25 protein-coding genes and 1 riboswitch are annotated in these 22,670 nt (G+C 31.3%); of the genes, 21 read left to right on the top strand and 4 right to left on the bottom strand.

What is annotated here, in order from left to right:
* Nucleotides 1–146: 146 nt before the first annotated feature.
* Nucleotides 147–569: an organic hydroperoxide resistance protein gene (locus SBL15_RS01885; protein ID WP_016931015.1), complete on the bottom strand. Its 423-nt coding sequence runs from the start codon at nt 567–569 to the stop codon at nt 147–149.
* A 162-nt stretch (nt 570–731) separates the two neighbouring features.
* Between SBL15_RS01885 and aroD the strand changes: the two genes are divergently transcribed.
* Both aroD and SBL15_RS01875 read left to right on the top strand, forming a co-directional pair.
* Complete coding sequence (gene aroD / locus SBL15_RS01880; RefSeq protein ID WP_107612612.1) at nt 732–1,457, top strand: type I 3-dehydroquinate dehydratase; 726 nt, start codon at nt 732–734, stop codon at nt 1,455–1,457.
* A gap of 70 nt (nt 1,458–1,527) precedes the next feature.
* Complete coding sequence (locus tag SBL15_RS01875; RefSeq protein ID WP_011276318.1) at nt 1,528–2,067, top strand: nitroreductase; 540 nt, start codon at nt 1,528–1,530, stop codon at nt 2,065–2,067.
* A gap of 171 nt (nt 2,068–2,238) precedes the next feature.
* Here the strand turns inward: SBL15_RS01875 and SBL15_RS01870 are convergent, their stop codons facing one another.
* On the bottom strand, nt 2,239–2,562 hold the full coding sequence (locus SBL15_RS01870) for a thioredoxin family protein (RefSeq protein WP_037537245.1): 324 nt from the start codon (nt 2,560–2,562) through the stop codon (nt 2,239–2,241).
* Nucleotides 2,563–2,703: 141 nt separating this feature from the next.
* Between SBL15_RS01870 and SBL15_RS01865 the strand changes: the two genes are divergently transcribed.
* The 7 genes from SBL15_RS01865 (at nt 2,704) to SBL15_RS01835 (ending at nt 7,216) form a co-directional block, all read left to right on the top strand.
* The gene (locus SBL15_RS01865; protein ID WP_037537244.1) at nt 2,704–3,057 is read left to right on the top strand and encodes an arsenate reductase family protein; all 354 of its coding nucleotides are present in this window, start codon (nt 2,704–2,706) and stop codon (nt 3,055–3,057) included.
* Nucleotides 3,058–3,172: 115 nt separating this feature from the next.
* On the top strand, nt 3,173–3,553 hold the full coding sequence (gene gcvH / locus SBL15_RS01860; RefSeq protein WP_037537243.1) for a glycine cleavage system protein GcvH: 381 nt from the start codon (nt 3,173–3,175) through the stop codon (nt 3,551–3,553).
* A gap of 190 nt (nt 3,554–3,743) precedes the next feature.
* Complete coding sequence (locus tag SBL15_RS01855; protein ID WP_037537242.1) at nt 3,744–4,130, top strand: toprim domain-containing protein; 387 nt, start codon at nt 3,744–3,746, stop codon at nt 4,128–4,130.
* Nucleotides 4,123–4,419 (top strand): thioredoxin family protein, encoded by a 297-nt coding sequence (locus SBL15_RS01850; RefSeq protein ID WP_107612617.1) that lies wholly within the window; start codon nt 4,123–4,125, stop codon nt 4,417–4,419. The genes SBL15_RS01855 and SBL15_RS01850 overlap by 8 nt, the downstream gene beginning before the upstream one ends.
* Before the next feature lie 57 nt (nt 4,420–4,476).
* Nucleotides 4,477–4,582: riboswitch (SAM riboswitch) on the top strand.
* Nucleotides 4,583–4,666: 84 nt separating this feature from the next.
* Nucleotides 4,667–5,692 carry a methionine ABC transporter ATP-binding protein gene (locus SBL15_RS01845; RefSeq protein ID WP_107612619.1) on the top strand — a complete coding sequence of 342 codons (1,026 nt, stop codon included), beginning with the start codon at nt 4,667–4,669 and terminating at the stop codon, nt 5,690–5,692.
* Nucleotides 5,685–6,380 carry a methionine ABC transporter permease gene (locus SBL15_RS01840; RefSeq protein WP_011276310.1) on the top strand — a complete coding sequence of 232 codons (696 nt, stop codon included), beginning with the start codon at nt 5,685–5,687 and terminating at the stop codon, nt 6,378–6,380. The genes SBL15_RS01845 and SBL15_RS01840 overlap by 8 nt, the downstream gene beginning before the upstream one ends.
* A gap of 20 nt (nt 6,381–6,400) precedes the next feature.
* Entirely contained in the window at nt 6,401–7,216 is an 816-nt protein-coding gene (locus tag SBL15_RS01835) for a MetQ/NlpA family ABC transporter substrate-binding protein (RefSeq protein ID WP_317955012.1), read from the top strand.
* Between the two features lie 47 nt (nt 7,217–7,263).
* Here SBL15_RS01835 and SBL15_RS01830 read toward each other — a convergent pair whose 3' ends face one another.
* Complete coding sequence (locus tag SBL15_RS01830) at nt 7,264–7,428, bottom strand: hypothetical protein (RefSeq protein ID WP_016931019.1); 165 nt, start codon at nt 7,426–7,428, stop codon at nt 7,264–7,266.
* A 169-nt stretch (nt 7,429–7,597) separates the two neighbouring features.
* On the opposite strand from SBL15_RS01830, the gene SBL15_RS01825 reads away from it, so the two are divergent.
* The 5 genes from SBL15_RS01825 (at nt 7,598) to SBL15_RS01805 (ending at nt 13,381) form a co-directional block, all read left to right on the top strand.
* Nucleotides 7,598–7,792, top strand: coding sequence for a CsbD family protein (locus SBL15_RS01825; protein WP_037537239.1), 195 nt, complete (start codon nt 7,598–7,600; stop codon nt 7,790–7,792).
* A gap of 181 nt (nt 7,793–7,973) precedes the next feature.
* On the top strand, nt 7,974–11,141 hold the full coding sequence (gene cas9, locus SBL15_RS01820; RefSeq protein ID WP_317955010.1) for a type II CRISPR RNA-guided endonuclease Cas9: 3,168 nt from the start codon (nt 7,974–7,976) through the stop codon (nt 11,139–11,141).
* A gap of 3 nt (nt 11,142–11,144) precedes the next feature.
* Nucleotides 11,145–12,047, top strand: a complete 903-nt coding sequence (cas1, locus tag SBL15_RS01815) for a type II CRISPR-associated endonuclease Cas1 (RefSeq protein ID WP_317955008.1) — start codon at nt 11,145–11,147, stop codon at nt 12,045–12,047.
* The gene (gene cas2 / locus SBL15_RS01810; RefSeq protein WP_313770312.1) at nt 12,037–12,261 is read left to right on the top strand and encodes a CRISPR-associated endonuclease Cas2; all 225 of its coding nucleotides are present in this window, start codon (nt 12,037–12,039) and stop codon (nt 12,259–12,261) included. The genes cas1 and cas2 overlap by 11 nt, the downstream gene beginning before the upstream one ends.
* Before the next feature lie 94 nt (nt 12,262–12,355).
* Entirely contained in the window at nt 12,356–13,381 is a 1,026-nt protein-coding gene (locus tag SBL15_RS01805) for a hypothetical protein (RefSeq protein ID WP_317955006.1), read from the top strand.
* Nucleotides 13,382–13,584: 203 nt separating this feature from the next.
* On the opposite strand, the gene SBL15_RS01800 is transcribed toward SBL15_RS01805, so the two are convergent.
* Complete coding sequence (locus tag SBL15_RS01800) at nt 13,585–14,436, bottom strand: DUF368 domain-containing protein (protein ID WP_107611980.1); 852 nt, start codon at nt 14,434–14,436, stop codon at nt 13,585–13,587.
* Between the two features lie 359 nt (nt 14,437–14,795).
* Between SBL15_RS01800 and sufC the strand changes: the two genes are divergently transcribed.
* The 7 genes from sufC to SBL15_RS01765 all read left to right on the top strand — a co-directional run bounded on the left by sufC (nt 14,796) and on the right by SBL15_RS01765 (nt 22,610).
* Nucleotides 14,796–15,557, top strand: coding sequence for a Fe-S cluster assembly ATPase SufC (sufC, locus tag SBL15_RS01795; protein WP_011276304.1), 762 nt, complete (start codon nt 14,796–14,798; stop codon nt 15,555–15,557).
* A gap of 176 nt (nt 15,558–15,733) precedes the next feature.
* Complete coding sequence (sufD, locus tag SBL15_RS01790; RefSeq protein WP_037537236.1) at nt 15,734–17,041, top strand: Fe-S cluster assembly protein SufD; 1,308 nt, start codon at nt 15,734–15,736, stop codon at nt 17,039–17,041.
* A 40-nt stretch (nt 17,042–17,081) separates the two neighbouring features.
* Nucleotides 17,082–18,332: a cysteine desulfurase gene (locus SBL15_RS01785; protein ID WP_182477440.1), complete on the top strand. Its 1,251-nt coding sequence runs from the start codon at nt 17,082–17,084 to the stop codon at nt 18,330–18,332.
* Nucleotides 18,322–18,783: a Fe-S cluster assembly sulfur transfer protein SufU gene (gene sufU / locus SBL15_RS01780; protein WP_037537234.1), complete on the top strand. Its 462-nt coding sequence runs from the start codon at nt 18,322–18,324 to the stop codon at nt 18,781–18,783. Before SBL15_RS01785 ends, sufU begins: the two co-directional genes overlap by 11 nt.
* Before the next feature lie 179 nt (nt 18,784–18,962).
* Nucleotides 18,963–20,360, top strand: coding sequence for a Fe-S cluster assembly protein SufB (gene sufB / locus SBL15_RS01775; RefSeq protein ID WP_037537233.1), 1,398 nt, complete (start codon nt 18,963–18,965; stop codon nt 20,358–20,360).
* 203 nt (nt 20,361–20,563) lie between these two features.
* Entirely contained in the window at nt 20,564–21,244 is a 681-nt protein-coding gene (locus tag SBL15_RS01770) for a hypothetical protein (RefSeq protein ID WP_107611978.1), read from the top strand.
* A 292-nt stretch (nt 21,245–21,536) separates the two neighbouring features.
* Complete coding sequence (locus SBL15_RS01765) at nt 21,537–22,610, top strand: NAD(P)H-dependent flavin oxidoreductase (protein WP_107611977.1); 1,074 nt, start codon at nt 21,537–21,539, stop codon at nt 22,608–22,610.
* Nucleotides 22,611–22,670 lie beyond the last annotated feature (60 nt).

Here is a 22,670-nt window from a genome sequence, read left to right as displayed (position 1 = left end):
AAAGTTTTTTATTTACTGTATTTATAGAATAACTTAAATTGGCAAAATTCACAAAAAAAGAAGACACAAAAATCCCCAAAAGATTTTTGTGTCTAAAATAATGAGTACATGATTAAAATAATCACATATTTATTTTATATATAAATTTAATCTACTACTTGAACGTTTAAATCAACATCGATGTTACCACGAGTTGCTTTAGAATATGGGCAGAATTCGTGTGCATCTTGTAAATATTTTTCAGCGTCTTCTTGAGACAATACATTTTTAACTTTAGCGTCAATCGCTACACTTAATTTTGGACTTTCCGCATCTGGATCATCTTCAAGGCGAACCGTTAAAGTAACTTCTGGTTCAGCGTCACGTACTTTATTTTGTTTTAAGATAAGATCGAACGCACCATTGAAACATGAAGCGTAACCAGCAGCAAATAATTGCTCAGGGTTAGTTGCGTTTCCGTCTGCTTGTTGTGGTGGTAATACATCTACATTTATTGCATTATCGTCAGTGTTTACATGTCCTTTACGTCCACCAACGTTAGTAGCTTTTGTTTCATATTGAACTGCCATTATTATTACCTCCTAAATTCGTATACATTTATTATTTACCCATTTACATATTTTTAAATCATTGATTATTAATTTTATTGAAAAGTATGTTACTCGAGGTTGGAGAGTGACGGCCTTTAGTTTAAAATAAATACAAGTTAAATTGAGGAAGAAGGGATCATTATGACGAATGTTGAAGTGGCTGCCACAGTTGCTCCCAATCAATTACTGGATACATTAACATTAGATAGTATCAAAGAATATAGTAATGATATTGATATAATCGAATTACGGATTGACCAATGGGAAGATCGACATCTTGAGTTGCTTAAATCCAATTTAGAACAACTACAAGAATTAAATATAAACGCTAACATCTTGGTAACGTATCGCACGGTCTCACAAGGCGGTAAAGGTAAAATGATATATGAAGCATACATGACATTATTAAAAGAGATTATTAAAAATCATCATTGCCAAATGATTGATATTGAATGGGATAGTGATTTTGATGTTTTCGCGCATCGTGATTTAATTGACCTAGCACATCGATATAATAAACAAGTTGTTGTATCTTATCATAATTTTCAAGAAACACCTGATATAGATGTTTTAAAATTTACATATTATAAAATGAATCAATTAAACCCAGATTATGTCAAAATAGCTGTCATGCCACAAGACAAAGAAGACGTAGCTACTTTGCTTGAAGCGATAGCAACAAGTGCCGACACTCTTGATGCTAAGGTGATTGGTATTTCTATGTCTGGTGCTGGCTTAGTTAGTAGAACAGCTCAAGGTGTGTTTGGAGGCGCTGTATCCTATGGATGTTTAGGTGAGCCCCAAGCGCCTGGACAAATACATGTTAAAACTTTAAAACAACAACTATTATTTTATAGTAATCATTAAGATACATTTGAAATTAAGAGGCAAAGGTTTTATAATTGAGAAGAGTTATCAACAATAAGGAGCGATAATTGTGGAATTACAAGAGGCAATTGCTTCAAGAAGAAGTATAAAGAAATTTAAACATGATATGACAATAGATGATGATAAGCTTTATCAAGCGATCGAAAAAGCTGCAGATGCTCCAAACCATGGCATGCGAGAACCATGGAGAATTATCCATATAGCCAAAGATAGATTAGGTGAAATGAGCAGAGATGTAACGCATTTTGCATTTCCAAATCATCCTGAGAAACAAGAAGATCATTATAATAATGTGACTAATCTTGGTGGTATGTTAGTGTTAGTACTTAAAACTGACCCAAGACAACGACAAAATCGTGAAAACTTTTTTGCAATGGGTGCGTATGCTCAAAACTTAATGCTTCTATTACATGAACAAGGGATTGGTACATGTTGGAAGACACCACCTTACATTTTTGAACCAAAAGTTCGTAAGGTATTTGGCGTTCATGGAGATGAAGTCATTGCAGGTTTCCTTTACCTAACAGATTTAGAAGAAGTGCCACCAAAAGCACCGCGTAAAAACAAACATTTAATTTCAAAATACTAGAATTAATAAAGACGGCTGGACAAATAAATGTCTCAGCCGTCATTATTATTATAGGGGCACTAGCTAACAGAATTGAGAAAGCACTTATATCAAACTTTACTCAGTTCTAGCCATCTATGCCAGAATAGTATCATCAAATTAAATTTTCGAATTAGATAACTATACTATATCCTATTTGTTAAATGTTTCTGATAAGAATGATTCTACTTGTTCAGGTGATTTAGCATTAGCAGAGTGTAAATGTGCAAGTTTATTACCATTTTCAAATACTAATAAGCTAGGAATACCCATAACATCATTATCTGCAGCTACATCTTCGAGTTCATCACGATTAACAGTATACCAATCATAGTCGTTATATTTTTCGACGATTGGATCAATCCACATGTCCATAGCTTTACAATCAGGACACCAACCAGCTTCAAATTTTACAATAACTGGTTTATCGCTTTCAATTGTTGATTTAAACGCATCAGTTGTATTAATACTTTGCATAACAAACGCTCCTTTAGATAATTACTAAATGTATTATAACGAATAATTTCCTTTAATTGAAAAATTAAGCTTAAAATATTGAGCGTTTACATAGATTATCTGATATATTTAAAATAAGACAGAATAGGAGGTTACATCTGAATGATTAAATTTTATCAATATTCAAATTGCACAACTTGTAAAAAAGCCGCAAAATTTTTAGATACACATGGCGTAAGTTACGAACCAATTGATATTGTACAACACACACCAACTAAAAAAGAGTTTGAAGAAATTATCGATAAAACAGGTGTAGAGGTTAATAAATTATTTAATACCCATGGTGCTAAATATAGAGAACTAGGGTTAAAAGATAAATTAAAAGATTTATCAACTGATGAAAAATTAAATTTATTAGCTTCAGATGGCATGTTAGTTAAACGACCATTAGCTATTTCTGGAGATAATATCACATTAGGATTTAAAGAAGATCAATACAAAGAAATTTGGCTATAGTTTAAAATTACAAATTTTATTTATATAAATTATTGTAACTTTTTGTTTTAATAGTTGAATGAAAACTTACGGTATGGCATCATTAAATTGTAATTAATTTTAGGAGGGGATTCTCGTGGCAGTACCGAGCGAATTAAAATATTCTAAAGAACATGAATGGGTAAAAGTTGATGGCAACACAGTAACAATTGGTATTACTGAATACGCACAAGGTGAATTAGGTGATATCGTATTCGTTGAATTACCAGAAGTTGATGACGAAATCAACGAAGGGGATACTTTTGGTAGTGTAGAATCAGTTAAAACTGTTTCTGAATTATATGCGCCAGTATCTGGTAAAGTTGTTGAATCAAACGAAGAATTAGAAGATAGTCCTGAGTTTGTTAACGAATCACCATATGAGAAAGCATGGATGGTTAAAGTTGAACTTAGCGATGAAAGCCAATTAGATGATTTATTATCAGCTGATCAATACAAAGAAATGATTGGTGAATAATTAATTTAAACTCCTTGATTACGGTCATGGAGTTTTTATTTTGCCTATTTTTCTAAATAATAATCAACAAATTTTAAAATTTATACTTTGTTGATATAAAATGTTAAATAATCGTAAATAATGTTTAATCTATTAGCGTTCTGTGAAAAAGTAACTGATTGTTTATTATCGACTTAGAAGGTGGATTATCATGGCAATTTTAAATAAAGTTATTATTGTTGAAGGCAAATCTGATAAGAAGAGAGTACAACAAGTCATCGCTGAACCTATAAATATTATTTGTACGCATGGTACAATGAGTATTGATAAATTAGATGACATGATTGAAACATTATATGATAAGCAAGTCTTTGTTCTAGCAGACTCAGATGACGAAGGTGAAAAGATAAGAAAATGGTTTAAACGTCATCTTAGCGAATGTGAACATATCTATGTGGATAAAACATTTTGTGAGGTAGCTAGATGCCCAAAGAATTATCTTGCGCATGTATTGAGTAAACATGGCTTTACAGTTCGTAAAGAGAAACGTCTAATTCCTAATTTAACGACTGAAAGGTTAGTAATCATGCATGAGTAAATCTGTAGAAATAGAAGATATTTGTGAGAATTTTAATAAAGAAAAACATCTAATTTTTGGATACACACCGATGTGTGGTACTTGTAAAATGTCAGAGCGAATGCTAGATACCGCAAATGAAATACTACAATTACCCGTTAAAAAAATCGATTTGAATTACCATCCTAAATATAGTGAGCGTAACAAAATTATGTCAGTTCCTGTTCTAATAGTAATGAATAAAGATATAGAGATAGATAGAATCTACGCTTTTCAATCTGTTCCTTATTTGTTAGAAAAGTTAAAATAATTGTTGACGAAATTATAGTGCAATGGTAGGATATAAATTAATTAAATAGTGCGAAAACTCTTATCAAGAGAGGTGGAGGGATGTGCCCTATGAAGCCCGGCAACCGTCTAGTTATAGAAATGGTGCCAATTCACATAAAGTTGATTACTTTAGAAGATGAGAGAAAGATGAATCAATGCTTTCTCAACTTTTCTAAAGTGAGAAAGCATTTTTTAATTACATAATGATTTTTAAGGAGGCACTAAACGTGATTGAGTTAAATCAAGTTGTAAAACGTTATCACACTAAAGATAAAGATGTACTAGCAGTTGATCACGTTAACTTAAATATAGAAACGGGCTCTATTTTCGGAGTTATCGGATTCTCTGGTGCTGGTAAAAGTACGTTAATCAGAATGTTCAATAATTTAGAAGAACCTACTTCTGGCGATATTATTATAGATGGCGATAATATTAACAAACTTTCAAAAGCAGAATTAAGAAGAAAACGACAAAAAGTAAGTATGGTATTCCAACACTTCAATTTATTATGGTCACGAACAGTACTTCGAAATATCACGTTCCCTTTAGAAATTGCAGGGTATTCTAAAAGCAAAGCAAATGAAAGAGCGAGAGAATTAATTGACCTTGTTGGTTTAAATGGCAGAGAAAATGCTTATCCATCAGAATTATCAGGTGGGCAGAAACAACGTGTGGGAATTGCAAGAGCTTTGGCTAATGAACCTGACGTCCTCTTATGTGACGAAGCTACAAGCGCATTAGATCCACAAACAACAGATGAGATTTTAGACCTACTGCTAAAAATTAAAGAACGTGAAAACCTTACAATCGTGATTATCACTCATGAAATGCATGTTATCAGACGTGTTTGTGATGAAGTAGCCGTTATGGAAAGTGGACGTGTAATTGAGCAAGGTAAAGTAACGCAAGTGTTTGAAAATCCACGACATGAAGTTACAAGACGATTTGTGAAAGATGATTTGGATGATGATTTTGAAGAATCAATCAAACATCTAGAACCATTAGATTCAGATGCGTACATTGTTAGGCTCAACTTCAATGGTGATAATACGACTGAACCAGTTGTATCTTACATAAGTAAAACGCATAACATTGATATAAATATTCTTGAAGCAAACATAAAAAATACCCGTGGTGGTTCTGTTGGATTCTTGGTGGTTCATATTCCACATATTGCTGAAACAGAGTTTGAGACATTTAAAGAAGATTTACATCAGCAACATGTAAATGTGGAGGTGGTTAAGCATGGATAAATCTTATGGTGATATTTTTAAAGAGATGATTACAATGCCTAACGTCCAATGGCCTGAAGTATGGCAAGCCATTTATGAAACATTATATATGACTGTAGTTTCAACTATTTTTGCATTTATTTTTGGATTGATTTTAGGAGTACTATTATTCTTATCAGCTAAGAGTAATTCCAAAGGTGCTAGAGTCTTTTATAGCATCGTTTCATTTATTGTTAACTTATTCCGAGCGATTCCATTTATCATTTTAATCTTGTTATTAATTCCATTTACAAGTGTGATCCTTGGAACAATAAGTGGTCCAACTGGTGCCTTACCAGCTCTAGTTATTGGTGCAGCACCATTCTATGCAAGATTAGTAGAAATTGCCTTCAAAGAAATAGATAAAGGTGTTATCGAAGCGGCTTGGTCAATGGGAGCTAGTACTTGGACAGTTGTCCGAAAAGTATTACTACCTGAGGCAATGCCAGCACTAGTTTCAGGTATTACTGTAACAGCAATCGCATTAGTTGGTTCTACTGCAATTGCAGGTGTAATTGGTGCAGGTGGTTTAGGTAACTTAGCTTACTTAACAGGTTTCACTCGTAACCAAAACGATGTCATTTTAGTTTCAACTGTATTTATTTTAATTATCGTATTTATAATTCAATTTATTGGGGATTGGATTACAAATAAAATTGACAAACGCTAAAAGAAAAGAGGAATGATTCAATGAAAAAACTTTTAAGCTTATTTTTAGTATTAACATTAACAGTCGTTTTAGCAGCTTGTGGTAATGGTAGTGGGGATAAAGATAAGAAAATCGTTGTAGGCGCATCTCCAGCACCTCACGCTGAAATTCTTGAAAAGGCTAAACCTTTACTTAAAAAGAAAGGCTATGACTTAGAAATTAAAACAATTAATGATTACACTACGCCAAACAAATTATTAGATAAAGGTGAATTGGATGCTAACTATTTCCAACACGTACCTTATTTAAAAACTGAAAGTAAAGAAAAAGGATACAAAATTGAAGACGCAGGTAAAGTTCACTTAGAACCAATGGCTGTTTACTCTAAAAAATATAAAAGTTTAAAAGACCTTCCTAAAGGTGCAACAGTTTATGTATCAAATAACCCAGCTGAACAAGGACGTTTCTTAAAATTCTTTGTTGATGAAGGATTAATTAAAATTAAAAAAGGTGTAAAAATCGAAGATGCTAAATTCGAAGATATCACTGAAAACAAAAAAGACATCAAATTCAACAGTAAACAATCAGCAGAATATCTTCCAAAAATCTATCAAAATGAAGATGTAGATGCTGCAATCATCAACTCTAACTATACGATTGATCAAGGCTTAAGCCCTCAAAAAGATTCAATTGCTGTTGAAAAACCAAATAACAACCCTTATGCTAACTTAATCGCAGTTCAAAAAGGACATAAAGATGATGAAAAAATTAAAGCTTTAATTGAAGTGTTACAATCTAAAGAAATCCAAGACTTCATTAAAGACAAATATAAAGGTGCAGTTGTACCAGCGAAATAATAATGAAAGAAACTCCGTAACCATTTTGATTACGGAGTTTCTGTTATTTAGAAAGATTTTCTGTCCTTATACAATATACCGACGCCTTGTCCACCAGATCCCATTGTATAATCAAATTTAATAACTTCGATATACGGATTCTCCTCTAAAAAGCGATTTACTTTTTTAGTTAAACCACTTTCAGTCATAGCGGTAAAATTAATAAATTTCATCATATACCTCCTTTAATTTTATTGTTACAGTGTCATTATATAAGAATTATTAAATAGAATGAAAAATATTCTATAATATATAAAATTTATGAATAAGGTGTTTAATGAAAAGACTATAGGGGTATGTAATTATTAAGTAAAGATACAGACAATCAAGGAGGAATTTTAAATGGCTGAAGATAAATTTGAACAAGCAAAAGGTAACTTAAAAGAAACTGTTGGTAACGCAACTGACAATAAAGATTTAGAAAAAGAAGGTCAAAACGATAAAGCTTCTGGTAAAGCCAAAGAAGCAGTTGAAAACGTTAAAAACAAAGCCAACGACCTTATCGATAAAGTAAAAGGTAATAACGATAATAAATAATTTAATGATTATTTGAAGCATGAGTGCAAAGCACTTGTGCTTTTTTTTATGTGTAAAAATTAAAAGTATTGGCACAAGTTAATTATTTTTAAAAATTATTAAAAAAATTAGATAAAAAGTGTTACCACGTCTATCAAATTAAATTATAATCAAATTATAAAATAGGGGTGGGTGATTTAAAGTGAAAACAGATTATATTTTAGGATTAGATATAGGTATAACTTCAGTTGGATATGGCATTATCAATTACAATGACAAATCAATCATTGATGCCGGAGTGAGATTGTTCCCTGAAGCTAATGTAGAAAATAATGAAGGCCGTAGAAGTAAGAGAGGCGCTAGAAGATTAAAAAGAAGAAGAATTCATAGATTAGAGCGTGTTAAACAATTATTATTAGATTACAAGTTACTTGATTCTATTGATATCATTCCTCAATCTACAAACCCTTATGAGATAAGAGTGAGAGGGTTACGAGAAAAATTAACTAAAGATGAATTAGTAATTGCATTACTACATTTAGCTAAAAGACGTGGAATACATAATATAGATGTTATTGATCAAGAAGAGGATGCATCAAACGAACTTTCTACAAAAGAACAATTATCAAAAAATAATCTTTTACTAAGAGATAAATTTATATGTGAAGTTTTACTTGAGAGATACAATGAAGGTAAAGTTAGAGGAGAAAAGAATAGATTTAAAACTTCAGATATTGTTAATGAAATAAGACAAATTTTAGAAACGCAAAAAGAAGTACATCATTTGGATGATAGTTTTATTGATAAATATATTGAATTAGTAGAGACAAGAAGAGAATATTATGAAGGTCCAGGCAAAGGTAGTCCTTATGGATGGGGTGCTGATTTAAAAAAATGGTATGAACATTTAATGGGCCGTTGTACATACTTTCCTGAAGAATTAAGAAGCGTCAAGTATGCATACTCTGCTGATTTATTTAATGCACTCAATGATTTGAATAATTTAGTTATTCAAAGAGATGGACTAAACAAGTTAGAGTATCATGAAAAATACCACATCATTGAGAATGTTTTTAAACAAAAGAAAAAACCTACTTTAAAACAAATTTCTAATGAAATAGGTGTTAATCCAGAAGATATAAAAGGTTATAGAATCACTAAATCAGTGAAGGAAAATTTCACTGAATTTAAACTTTATCATGATTTGAAGAAAATTTTAAAAGATCAAAGTATTTTGGAAAATATCCAATTATTAGATCAAATTGCTGAAATAATAACTATCTATCAAGATAAAGAGAGCATTAAAAAAGAATTAGAGCAATTAACTGAACCTATTAACGAAATAGATAAAGAGAATATTTCTGACTTAGCCGGTTATAACGGTACACACCGACTTTCCTTGAAATGTATAAATTTAGTATTAGAAGAATTATGGTATACTTCTAGAAATCAAATGGAAATATTTGCATATTTAAATATTAAACCTCGCAAAATTGACTTGCAGAAAACTAATAAAATACCTAAAGATATGATTGATGAGTTTATACTATCACCAGTAGTTAAAAGAACGTTTGGACAAGCAATCAATGTTATTAATAAAGTAATAGAAAAATATGGTGTTCCAAAAGATATTATAATTGAGTTGGCTAGAGAGAATAATACTAAAGATAAACAAAAATTTATTAATGAATTGCAAAAGAAAAATGAAAAAACAAGACAGAGAATAAATGAGATTATCGGAAAGACAGGTAATCAAAATGCTAAGCGATTAGTTGAAAAGATTAGACTTCATGACGAACAAGAGGGTAAATGTCTGTATTCTCTAGAGAGTATACCATTGGAAGACTTATTAAATAATTCTAATCATTATGAAGTTGACCATATTATCCCTAGATCTGTATCATTTGATAATTCATATCAAAATAAAGTTCTCGTTAAGCAAACAGAAAATAGTAAAAAGGGTAACCGTACACCATACCAATACCTGAATTCAGGGGAATCAAAACTGTCTTATAATCAGTTTAAGCAACATGTTTTAAATCTTAGTAAATCAAAAGATAGAATTTCGAAGAAGAAAAAAGAATATTTACTCGAAGAACGAGATATAAATAAATTTGAGGTACAAAAAGAATTTATTAATCGAAACTTAGTTGATACGCGATATGCTACAAGAGAATTAACAAATTATTTAAAAGCATATTTTAGTGCTAATGACATGGATGTTAAAGTTAAAACAATTAATGGTAGTTTCACTAATCATTTAAGAAAAGTATGGGATTTTAATAAAGAACGTAATCATGGTTATAAACATCACGCGGAAGATGCGCTAATTATCGCTAACGCTGACTTCCTATTTAAAGAAAATAAAAAGTTGAAAGCAGCAAATAAAGTTTTAGAACAACCAGAACGAAAAGAAATAGAAACTAAAATTGAAGTGAATAGTGATGAAAATTACCAAGATTTATTTGTCATTCCGCAGCAAGTAAAAGAAATTAAAGAATTTAGAGATTTTAAATATTCACATAGAGTGGATAAGAAACCAAATAGACAATTGATTAATGATACGCTTTATTCAACAAGAGTAAAAGATGATGACTTATATATTATCTCTCCGATTAAGAATATTTATAGTAAAGATAATACAGATTTAAAAAAACATTTTAATAAGAATCCTGAAAAATTCTTAATGTATCAAAAAGATCCTAAAACGTTTGAAAAATTAGAAGTGATTATGAAGCAATATGCAAATGAGAAAAATCCATTGGCTAAATATCACGAAGAAACAGGAGAATATTTAACCAAGTACAGTAAGAAAAATAATGGACCAATTGTTAAATCGATTAAAATGTTTGGTAAAAAGGTTGGAAATCATTTAGATGTAACAAATCAATACAACAATTCGAGAAATAAACTTGTGAAATTATCATTTAAGTCGTATCGTTTTGATGTGTATCTGACTGATAAAGGCTATAAATTTGTTAGCATTACATACTTAGATGTACTTAAAAAAGATAACTATTATTATATACCTGAAGTCAAATACGATAAATTAAAGTTAAATAAAGGTATTGATGATAAAGCCAAATTTATCGGAAGCTTTTATTATAATGATTTAATTGAATTAGACGGTGAAGTATATACAGTTATAGGAGTTAATGAAGATAAGAGAAATGTTATAGAGCTCAATCTTCCTGAAATAAAGTATAAAGAGTATTGTGAGATTAATAATATTAAAGGTAGCGGAAGATTAAGAATAACAATAGGTAAAAAAGTGAATAGTATTAGAAAATTATCTACTGACGTTTTAGGAAATAGATATTATCAATCTTTCGCTAAAAAGCCTCAATTAGTATTTAAAAAAGGAATTTAAGCTATGAGTTGGAGAATTGTGTATATAACAGAAGTTAATCACATGTCACTTAATTTAAATAGCTTAAAAATTAAAAAGGGGGATCTAGAAACTAAAATTCCTTTAGCTGATATTTTTGCTTTAGTTATTGAAGATTTAACTGTTACGTTAACATCCAGGTTATTAATAGAACTTTCAGATTATAATATATTAGTCATCTTTTGCAATCAAAAGCATTTGCCAGAGTGTACTTTACAACCTATATCAGGTCATTTTAATCAATATACGCAGATGAAAGCACAACTAACATGGGATGTAGCTCGTAAAAGTGAATTATGGAGAGTTATTGTAAAGCAAAAAATTCAAAATCAAATTGAATGCATGAAGTACATGCATATTGATACTATGCGAATTAAAAAAATGACAGAGTTAAAGCATTCAGTATTGTTATATGATCGGAATAATATTGAGGGTCAAGCTGCGAAATACTATTTTAATAGTTTCTTTGAGGATTTTACGCGAGACAATGATGCACTTATTGAGAATGCGGTTTTAAATTATGGATACACAATTTTAAATTCTGCAATAGCTAGAACGATAGTTGCAAAGGGCTTAATACCGGCAATTGGCATCCACCATATTGGAGGGAGAAATCATTTTAACTTAGCATCAGACTTAATTGAACCATTTAGAGCGCTGGTTGATTTGTTCTCGTTAAAGCATCCGCCTGAAGACTACTTAACAAAAGCGTATCGATTAAAAATAATTAATCTATTGCATGCACGTATTGAAATTGATGGCAAAATGCAGACGGTTATTCGAGCTATTGATATAATGGTGCAATCTATTATTGAGTATTTTAAAGACGGTGACATTAAATCATTAAAGTTTCCTAGTTTGAGTAAATATACATTTTATGAGTTATAGATTTATGAGAGTCCTATTAATGTTTGATTTACCTGTAGAAACTAAGAAGCAAAGAAGAGTTTATAGTAAGTTCAGAAAGAGACTTATTGAAGATGGATTTTTAATGATGCAATACTCAATTTATATAAAGAGTGTCATAAATAAAGATGCGGCAAACCAAACTATAAAAAAGTTAATACATTCTTGCCACAAGAAGGGCATGTCAGGGCATTAATGATAACTGAAAAGCAATATCAGCATATGCAAATACTTTTAGGAGAAGAAAATCATAATATAGAACTATTAGGTGATAATAGAACTATTATTTTTTGATAAAAGAAAATATGGAACATATCATATGGCAAATAAAATCTGAAGCGGTACCTACAATCAACTTAAATATTGGTCAATACACTGCTATTTATAATGAATTTGAAACCATTGAAGAGGACATACTTGAGCTTATTGATCAATATTTTAAGAAAAGAAATTCAAATAAGAATGAAGTCTCTATTATAGAATGCTCTAATCATGAACTTATTTCTAATCTTGAGTACGAGAGTTTTATTATTGATAATAATAAGATAGAACTTGAGCATTCATTAGGATCCACTTCTATTTTGAATAAGAAACTTCATAGAGATTTTGCTAATCATATTGAAAGTTCAGGATATTTGAATTCTATTAATCAACTTCTAAATGATTTATTAGAGATGATTAATTATAATGAATTACCTTTAAAAATAAAGTCTTTAGATATTAAATATTTCATTAAGTTATTGAGCTTTGAATATGAATTGAAAAAGGATTATACAAAATTAGTTAATAGAATAGAGCAAGTGCTACCTTTAATAGTCGATGAATTAAACAGGCTATATAATAATCTTTTATTATTGATATACTTATATCCCGAAGCAAATTTAAGTCCTAAAGAACAAATAAAGTTAAAGAAATTATTGTTAACACTCGATACAAACATAATTGTATTAACAGGATCATTACATTTCCTATCTGAAGAGTGGAAATACAATAACTATATTAGAGATGGGAAACAAAAAAACACATCTGAATTTCTAGAAGAATTAGAGTGGAACGCGCCACTTGATTTTGATAAGAAGGATCTAGAAGAAAGTTTGAACCGATTCATTTTAACTTATCAAGATAAATTAGAATTATATCCCATAATATCAAACTATCAAATAGCACAAATTATGTTATTTAATGCCATAGATATATATGTTGGGATTTCATATATGCAACATTGTAATCATAAATTTAAATTAAAAATCAAAAGTGAATTGCTGCCTAAAAGCATCAATAAATATTTAAATTTAATAAAAATATTAGTTGACTAAGCATCCAAGATAGCAATATAATTAATTTATAGAACAAGTTTAGCTAACTTGTACTTATACCTAAAATTACAGAATCTACTAAAACAAGACTTTATGTCGTGTTTATCCCATTAATTTATTAATGGGATTTTTTCTTTTTAATTAGACAAATCGCCAACGATGATGACTATCGTTGGCGATTATTTTTGTTTAATGTCATTTAATTACACATTATCATCAGTAATTTGACCGATCCAATAACTCGCTGCAAATCCAATGATTAAAGTGATGATTGAAAGTGTCCACTCAATACCAGTTTGAGGAAGACCAGGGAATACAGCATATATGGAGCCAATAACGAATCCAGTTATTAATGCGAATGTGGTATAGAAATGATGATGTAGGAAATATTTAATAATACGACTTGATAATAAAAATCCTGCTAACACACCTAATCCTACAACAATTAATAATGGTAGGCCATCGAAATTCAATTTAACTAGATCAGCAATGGCTAACATAATTGTTCCATAAGCACCAAATACTAGTAGCATAAACGATCCGGAAATACCAGGTAATAACATTGCGCTTGAAGCACACGCACCAGCTAAGAAATATTTAATAATAAGACCGAATGATAGATCTAGTGATGTATCAGCACTTTGATTACCTGAATTCATTAATGTAATTACTATTAAAATGATAATGCCTACTACCATAATGCTATAATGTTTTGCTTTAAACGTTTTATTAAATTTCGCAGTTCTTAATAAATAAGGGATGATACCAATAATTAAACCGGTAAAGAAGAACATTGTAATTACTTGGTGATGTTCTAATAAATAATTGATTAGATTACTTAATATACCGATAGCTAAAGCCATACCTATTAAAATAGGAAGTAAAAACTTTAAACTAGGCCAAAATCGTTTTGAGAATAAGCCACTAATTGAAGAAATAAATCCATCATATATGCCTAATAGTAAGGCGATGGTTCCTCCACTTATTCCAGGAACTAAATCGGTTGTTCCCATACCGAACCCTTTTAATATATTTATCCATTTAAAATTTTGCATGAACGTCTCCTTTCAATTAGGTTAAATAGCATCATAACAGAATTTTGAATAATTATAAAATATTCAGTTTGTAAAATTATAATTTTTATAAAAATCGTGCTAAATTAATAACATTTGTGTCGGAATTATTTCTATTGAGAACAATAAGCCTTTGATTATCAGTTGCGAGAAAAAATTGAGTATCAGATAAAAATCATTTTAGATAGATAATCACTATAATTTAGAGTTTTAATAAGTTTATATTAAGGGCTATTTACGTTATAATGAAGTGTATTAAAGTACACAAAGTCTTTTTGACTACAAATTAAAATTATTATAAACTAGTTAAGAAAACTTTATATTTTACGGAGGGAATATAAATGTCATCAACATTAGAAATTAAAGACCTACATGTGTCTATTGAAGATAAAGAAATTTTAAAAGGTGTTAATTTAACTATTAATACAGGTGAAATACATGCAATTATGGGACCAAATGGTACTGGTAAATCAACATTATCATCAGCGATTATGGGACATCCATCATACGAAGTAACTCAAGGTGAAGTGTTACTAGATGGCGTTAATATTTTAGAATTAGAAGTTGATGAAAGAGCAAAAGCTGGTCTGTTCTTAGCAATGCAATATCCATCAGAAATTACTGGTGTGACAAATGCTGACTTCATGCGTTCAGCTATTAACGCGAAACGTGAAGAAGGACAGGAAATCAACTTAATGCAATTTATCAAAAAATTAGATAAAGAAATGGATTTCCTAGACATCGATAAAGATATGGCACAACGTTACTTAAATGAAGGTTTCTCTGGCGGTGAGAAAAAACGTAACGAAATCTTACAATTAATGATGTTAGAACCAAAATTTGCCATCCTAGATGAAATCGACTCAGGTTTAGACATTGACGCATTAAAAGTTGTATCTAAAGGTATCAACGAAATGCGTGGCGAAGAATTTGGTGCTTTAATGATTACACACTATCAACGTTTATTAAACTACATCACACCAGACAAAGTACATGTTATGTACGGTGGTAAAGTAGTTAAATCAGGAGGCCCTGAACTAGCTAAACGTCTTGAAGAAGAAGGTTATGAATGGGTTAAAGAAGAATTCGGTGCTAAAGAATAATCTAGCAATCGTTTATTTTAAATGATGAAACTAGAAACATGGTGTTAATGTGAAACATTGCATTAATATCAACGATTAAATAAGTGAGACTTAGACATCGTATAAACTTAATCATTTAAGTATACTAAATATCTACAGTCGTTAAATTTTTCATCAAGTAGGAGGAAAAGAGAGTTATGACAACTGAAACTTTAAACATTTCTGAAGAACAACTTGTTGATTATTCTAAAGCGCACAATGAACCTTCTTGGATGACTGAGTTACGTCAAAAAGCGTTGAAATTAACAGAAACTTTAGAAATGCCAAAACCAGATAAAACTAAATTAAGAAAATGGGACTTTGATTCATTTAAACAACATGAAGTTGAAGGTCAATCTTTCAATAATTTATCAGAGCTTCCAGAAGCTATTAAAAAAATTATAGACGTTGAAAACACTAAAAATTTAGTTGTTCAACATAATAATGCTTTAGCTTATACTCAAGTATCAGATCAAGCACAAAAAAATGGCGTGATAATTGAAGGATTATCAGAAGCTTTAATTAATCACGGGGAGTTAGTTCAAAAATATTTAATGACAGATGCAGTAAGTGTTGATGAACATCGTTTAACTGCATTGCATACAGCTTTAATTAATGGTGGCGTGTTTGTTTATGTGCCTAAAAATGTAGTTGTTGAAGATCCAATTCAATATGTTGTGTTACATGATGATGATAATGCTAGTTTCTATAACCACGTTATCATTGTTACTGAGGAAAGCGCTGAAGTAACGTATGTTGAGAACTATTTATCAACTGCAAGTGGTGAAGGTAACCAATTAAATATTGTTTCAGAAGTTATTGCCGGTGCTAATTCAAATATCACTTATGGCTCAGTTGACTATTTAGATAAAGGATTTACTGGTCATATCATTCGTCGTGGTACTACTGCTGCAGATGCATCAATCAATTGGGCATTAGGTCTAATGAATGAAGGTAGTCAAATCATAGATAATACAACTAATTTAATTGGTGACCGTTCAACAAGTGAACTTAAATCAGTTGTTGTCGGTACAGGTGACCAAAAAATCAACTTAACATCTAAAATTGTTCAATACGGTAAAGAAACTAATGGTTACATCTTAAAACACGGCGTTATGCGTGAAAATGCATCATCTGTATTTAATGGTATTGGATATATTAAACATGGTGGTACAAAATCTATCGCTAACCAAGAGTCACGTGTCTTAATGCTTTCTGAGAATGCAAGAGGCGATGCCAATCCAATCTTATTAATTGATGAAGATGATGTAGAAGCAGGACACGCAGCGTCTGTTGGCCGAGTTGACCCTGAGCAACTTTACTACTTAATGAGTCGTGGTATTTCTCAAAAAGAAGCTGAACGATTAGTAATTCATGGTTTCTTAGATCCTGTAGTACGTGAATTACCAATTGAAGACGTTAAACGTCAATTAAGAGAAGTAATTGAACTTAAAGTAAATAAATAAACATATAAATCTAAAAGAGATTTTTAATATTAGAAAGGTCGTGAAAAAAGTGGCCGAAACTTCATTAAATGTTGAGGAAATCATCAAAGATTTTCCAATATTAGATCAAAAAGTTAATGGAAAAAGATTAGCATACCTTGATTCTACAGCTACCAGTCAAACACCTGTTCAAGTGTTGAACGTATTGGATGATTATTATAAACGTTATAATTCAAATGTACACCGTGGTGTTCATACACTTGGTTCACTTGCTACTGACGGATACGAAGGTGCTCGTGAGACTGTAAGACGTTTCATTAACGCTAAATACTTTGAAGAAGTCATCTTTACTAGAGGAACAACTGCAGCAATCAATATTGTTGCGCGCAGTTACGGAGATGCCAATGTTGAAGAAGGCGACGAAATAGTTGTTACTGAAATGGAACACCATGCCAATATTGTTCCATGGCAACAATTAGCTAAACGTAAAAATGCCTTATTAAAATTCATTCCAATGACAGATGAGGGTGAATTAAGACTTGAGGATGTTAAGGCGACAATAAATGATAATACAAAAATTGTAGCAATAGCACATGTGTCTAATGTGTTAGGTACAATTAATGATGTCAAAGAAATCGCTAAAGTTGCCCATGAGCATGGTGCAATTATTAGTGTTGATGGTGCACAATCAGCACCTCACATGAAAATAGATGTTCAAGATTTAGACGCTGATTTCTTCAGTTTTAGTGGTCATAAAATGTTAGGACCTACTGGCATCGGTGTGTTATATGGTAAACGTGATTTATTAAAAGATATGGAACCAGTTGAATTTGGTGGAGATATGATTGACTTTGTAAGTAAATATGACGCTACATGGGCAGATTTACCTACTAAATTTGAAGCTGGTACACCTATTATCGCTCAAGCAATTGGCTTAGGTGAAGCCATTCGTTACATTGAGAAATTAGGCTTTGATGCTATTCATGAACATGAAAAAGCATTAACAGAATACGCTTATGAACAAATGTCATCTATTGAAGGACTTGAAATTTATGGCCCTCCAAAAGAACGTCGTGCTGGTGTTATCACATTTAATTTGGCTGATATCCATCCACATGATGTTGCTACAGCAGTAGATACAGAAGGTGTTGCTGTAAGAGCTGGACACCATTGTGCACAACCGTTAATGAAATGGTTGAATGTATCATCTACTGCACGTGCAAGCTTCTATGTTTACAATACTAAAGAAGATGTAGACCAACTTGTTGAAGCATTGAAACAAACGAAGGAGTTTTTCTCTTATGAATTTTAATAATTTAGATCAACTTTATCGATCTGTAATTATGGATCATTATAAGAATCCTAGAAATAAAGGCGTTTTGGACAATGGCTCAATGACTGTAGACATGAACAATCCAACTTGCGGTGACCGTATTAGATTAACGTTTGATATTGAAGATGGCATTATTAATGATGCTAAATTCGAAGGAGAAGGTTGTTCTATTTCTATGTCTAGTGCATCTATGATGACTGAAGCTGTAAAAGGTCATTCTCTAGGTGAAGCAATGCAAATGAGTCAAGAATTTACTAAGATGATGCTTGGTGAAGACTATGAAATCACTGAAGAAATGGGAGATATTGAAGCACTACAAGGTGTATCCCAATTCCCAGCACGCATCAAGTGTGCAACATTAGCCTGGAAAGCACTTGAAAAAGGAACAGTTGAAAAAGAAGGTAAAGCAGAAGGTACGACAGAAGAGTAAACTGTAGTCGTATGTGAAACTTTATAGTGATGATAGATAGCAATTTCTAAAGTCCAACCTTAACTTTTTACACTTTTGACTTTTTATGAAGGTTGCATATTGTTACAATGGCAATAGACAATAATGAATATTAAAAATCTCACGCACGTCGTTTTAAATATATTTAAGGAGTGATTGAAATGGCTAAAAAAGCACCTGATGTTGGAGATTATAAATATGGTTTCCACGATGAGGATGTTTCCATTTTCAGATCAGAACGTGGTTTAACAGAAAATATCGTTAGAGAAATTTCAAAAATGAAGGAAGAGCCTGAATGGATGCTCGACTTCAGATTAAAAGCTTTAAAATTATTTTACAAAATGCCAATGCCTCAATGGGGTGGCGATTTATCAGAATTAAACTTTGATGACATCACATACTACGTTAAACCTTCAGAGCATACTGAACGTTCATGGGACGAGGTGCCTGAAGAAATTAAACGTACATTTGATAAATTAGGTATTCCAGAAGCTGAACAAAAATATTTAGCAGGTGTTTCTGCTCAATATGAATCAGAAGTTGTATATCATAATATGGAAAAAGAATTAGAAGAAAAAGGTATCATCTTTAAGGATACAGATAGTGCTTTACGTGAAAACGAAGACCTATTTAAAGAATACTTTGCTTCTGTTATTCCAGCAGCTGATAACAAATTCGCAGCATTAAACTCAGCAGTATGGTCAGGTGGTTCATTCATCTATGTACCTAAGAATGTTAAATTAGATACACCATTACAAGCATACTTCCGTATTAACTCAGAGAACATGGGTCAATTCGAACGTACATTAATTATTGCTGATGAAGGTGCTTCAGTAAACTACGTTGAAGGTTGTACTGCACCTGTTTATACAACAAGTTCATTACACTCAGCAGTAGTTGAAATCATCGTTCATAAAGATGCACACGTACGTTATACTACAATTCAAAACTGGGCTAACAACGTTTATAACTTAGTTACTAAACGTACGTTTGTTCATGAGAATGGTAACATGGAATGGGTTGACGGTAACTTAGGTTCTAAGTTAACGATGAAATATCCAAACTGTGTTCTTTTAGGTGAAGGTGCGAAAGGTAGTACATTATCTATCGCCTTTGCTGGTAAAGGTCAAGTACAAGATGCTGGTGCTAAAATGATTCATAAAGCACCAAACACATCTTCAACAATCGTATCTAAATCTATTTCTAAAAATGGTGGTAAAGTTATTTATCGTGGTATCGTTCACTTCGGACGTAAAGCGAAAGGTGCACGTTCTAATATTGAATGTGATACTTTAATTTTAGATAACGAATCTACTTCAGATACTATTCCTTATAATGAAGTATTCAATGATAATATTTCATTAGAACATGAAGCGAAAGTTTCTAAAGTATCAGAAGAACAATTATTCTACTTAATGAGCCGTGGTATTTCAGAAGAAGAAGCGACAGAAATGATCGTTATGGGCTTCATTGAACCATTCACTAAAGAATTACCAATGGAATATGCAGTAGAAATGAACCGTTTAATTAAATTCGAAATGGAAGGCTCTATCGGTTAATTTAACCTATATTACCAACTTTTTCTTATTAACAATAACAAGTACCAAAGTGTTCCAACTAAGTGAATGCTTTGGTGCTTTTTTTATCTCTAAATAGTTAACACTTATTTATATTAATTGTTTATTTTCATTATGATATAATTTTATATAATATTTAAAAAGTAATCGATTTAACAAAATACATGTTGTGAGAGGACTCTACAATGTTTGACTTTTATGCGAATTGGTATTCGTTGATTATCATTGTTGAATATCTTGCTATATTTTTAGGTTCAATTGGCTTAATCTTTATAGCAATGGTCAGTTTAAGACAAATTCAAAAGAAAAAGAAGATTTGGTATTTAGGAATATTCTTAATTTATTCATCATTACTTGAATTGTTAATACATTTTACAGGGGAAGATATTCATACTTACAACTTGGTCTTTGTCGTAACACTTCTTCCTTTTTTATTGATGTGTTATTTATCGAGTCATTATTTGGTAAAACGGCCATTCAAAACAAAATTAGAATTTGTGAAAACTGGTCACGGTAAAACTAACAAAGTTACCAAGCAAGAAATGAAAGATATGAAAGACGAATTGCAATCGGCTAATATAATTGCATGGTCAGGTTCAATTGGAGCCGCTTTTCTAATAGTTGCTTGGTCAGCTAAAGTAAGATTTATACATAATAAGGAATGGATGATGGCGCAAGAATTGACCAAAACTACTGATAATTTGTTAGGGTTTGGAGGCTTTATGTTTTTAATCTCGGCCTTTTTAATTGTTATTTATTTCATTATTGACGCAGTGTTATGGAATAGAAGAGGTAAATTTCGTGGTCTAGTATTTCGACCAATGATTTTGTGCTTATGGCAATTTTTGTTTTTGATTTCGATTTAAAAATTAATAATTAGATAAGTATCAATTTTAGAAACTTCCTAATTTTAAATATCTTTTTGACATACATAAATATGTGATGTCTGCATAATTAAATAATTATCTATTTATCAAGTGCACTATTGTCAAATCATCATTTTATAAGTAAGGCTAACTTACATAAGTTCAGGCCTTGCTTTTATTTTTTCAAAAATTAGCAAAGTTTACTGAAAATGGGAGTAGGGAATACTTTGAATAATTATTTAAGTGAAATACGCATAGTAATTACCCCAAATTAAAGAAAAGGTGATTTTAAATGTGGTATAACAATCAACTAACGCAATCTTTAAATATTCAATATCCTATTATTCAAGCAGGTATGGCTGGTAGTACAACTGCGGAACTTGTTGCAACTGTAAGTAATAAAGGTGGTTTAGGCTGTATTGGAGCGGGCTACTTTACTACAGAGAAGTTAGCGCAAGAAATTCAAAAAGTGCAAGGACTAACATCACAACCATTTGGTGTGAATTTGTTTGTACCAAGTCATCAATCATACACTAATGAACAAGTCGAACATATGAATGCTTGGCTGAAGCCCTATCGTAAGGCATTAAATCTTGAAGAGCCAGTAGTCAATATTTCTGAAGAACAACAATTTAAAAATGCAATTCAAACTGTGATTAAATATAGAGTACCAGTATGTTGTTTCACCTTTGGTATCCCGTCAAAAGAAATCATAGAACAATTAAAAGGTGCTAAAATTACTTTAATTGGTACAGCTACCACTGTAGATGAGGCAATTGCAAATGAGCATGCAGGTATGGATATTGTAGTTGCTCAAGGCAGTGAAGCTGGTGGACATAGGGGGTCATTTTTAACAACCAACAATCAGTGTGAACCGCTCATAGGAACAATGAGTTTAATACCACAGATAGTTGATCATGTATCGATACCAGTTGTTGCTGCAGGTGGTGTTATGGATGGTCGTGGTATATTAGCGAGTCAGATACTAGGTGCACAAGGTGTACAAATGGGAACAGCTTTCTTAACTACTGAAGAAAGTGGCGCAAATCAATTAGTTAAACAAGCAGTGCTTCATAGTAAAGAGACTGATACAGTAGTCACTGACGTATTTAGTGGTAAATCAGCACGCGGTATCAACAATGAATTTGTAGAGACGATGAAACAATACGAAGGGAACATACCGCCATATCCTGTACAAAATCAATTAACTAACTCTATTAGAAAGACAGCCGCTTCTACAGGGCATCGTGAATGGACGCATATGTGGAGTGGTCAATCGCCACGTTTAGCTACGTCACAACATGTCAATCAATTGATGGATCGACTTGTTGAACAAGTAGAAACATTATTGACGGTTATTCAATGATTTTTAGAAAAATAGAGTGTGCATGAGAATGTAACATTTCCGAAAATAATAAGATAATGT

The organism is Staphylococcus sp. NWU MKU2, from assembly GCF_033283605.1.
GTDB classification, from domain to species: Bacteria; Bacillota; Bacilli; order Staphylococcales; family Staphylococcaceae; genus Staphylococcus; species Staphylococcus haemolyticus.
Note: the sequence above shows the minus strand (reverse complement) of the source record. Positions and strands in the feature narration are given on the sequence as shown.

Coding starts and splice junctions, on each gene's coding strand:
- SBL15_RS01885 (WP_016931015.1), bottom strand. CDS start 569: ATGGCAGTTCAATATGAAACAAAAGCTACTAACGTTGGTGGACGTAAA.
- aroD (WP_107612612.1), top strand. CDS start 732: ATGACGAATGTTGAAGTGGCTGCCACAGTTGCTCCCAATCAATTACTG.
- SBL15_RS01870 (WP_037537245.1), bottom strand. CDS start 2,562: ATGCAAAGTATTAATACAACTGATGCGTTTAAATCAACAATTGAAAGC.
- SBL15_RS01865 (WP_037537244.1), top strand. CDS start 2,704: ATGATTAAATTTTATCAATATTCAAATTGCACAACTTGTAAAAAAGCC.
- SBL15_RS01855 (WP_037537242.1), top strand. CDS start 3,744: ATGGCAATTTTAAATAAAGTTATTATTGTTGAAGGCAAATCTGATAAG.
- SBL15_RS01850 (WP_107612617.1), top strand. CDS start 4,123: ATGAGTAAATCTGTAGAAATAGAAGATATTTGTGAGAATTTTAATAAA.
- SBL15_RS01840 (WP_011276310.1), top strand. CDS start 5,685: ATGGATAAATCTTATGGTGATATTTTTAAAGAGATGATTACAATGCCT.
- SBL15_RS01835 (WP_317955012.1), top strand. CDS start 6,401: ATGAAAAAACTTTTAAGCTTATTTTTAGTATTAACATTAACAGTCGTT.
- SBL15_RS01830 (WP_016931019.1), bottom strand. CDS start 7,428: ATGAAATTTATTAATTTTACCGCTATGACTGAAAGTGGTTTAACTAAA.
- SBL15_RS01825 (WP_037537239.1), top strand. CDS start 7,598: ATGGCTGAAGATAAATTTGAACAAGCAAAAGGTAACTTAAAAGAAACT.
- cas1 (WP_317955008.1), top strand. CDS start 11,145: ATGAGTTGGAGAATTGTGTATATAACAGAAGTTAATCACATGTCACTT.
- cas2 (WP_313770312.1), top strand. CDS start 12,037: ATGAGTTATAGATTTATGAGAGTCCTATTAATGTTTGATTTACCTGTA.
- SBL15_RS01800 (WP_107611980.1), bottom strand. CDS start 14,436: ATGCAAAATTTTAAATGGATAAATATATTAAAAGGGTTCGGTATGGGA.
- sufC (WP_011276304.1), top strand. CDS start 14,796: ATGTCATCAACATTAGAAATTAAAGACCTACATGTGTCTATTGAAGAT.
- sufD (WP_037537236.1), top strand. CDS start 15,734: ATGACAACTGAAACTTTAAACATTTCTGAAGAACAACTTGTTGATTAT.
- sufU (WP_037537234.1), top strand. CDS start 18,322: ATGAATTTTAATAATTTAGATCAACTTTATCGATCTGTAATTATGGAT.
- sufB (WP_037537233.1), top strand. CDS start 18,963: ATGGCTAAAAAAGCACCTGATGTTGGAGATTATAAATATGGTTTCCAC.
- SBL15_RS01770 (WP_107611978.1), top strand. CDS start 20,564: ATGTTTGACTTTTATGCGAATTGGTATTCGTTGATTATCATTGTTGAA.
- SBL15_RS01765 (WP_107611977.1), top strand. CDS start 21,537: ATGTGGTATAACAATCAACTAACGCAATCTTTAAATATTCAATATCCT.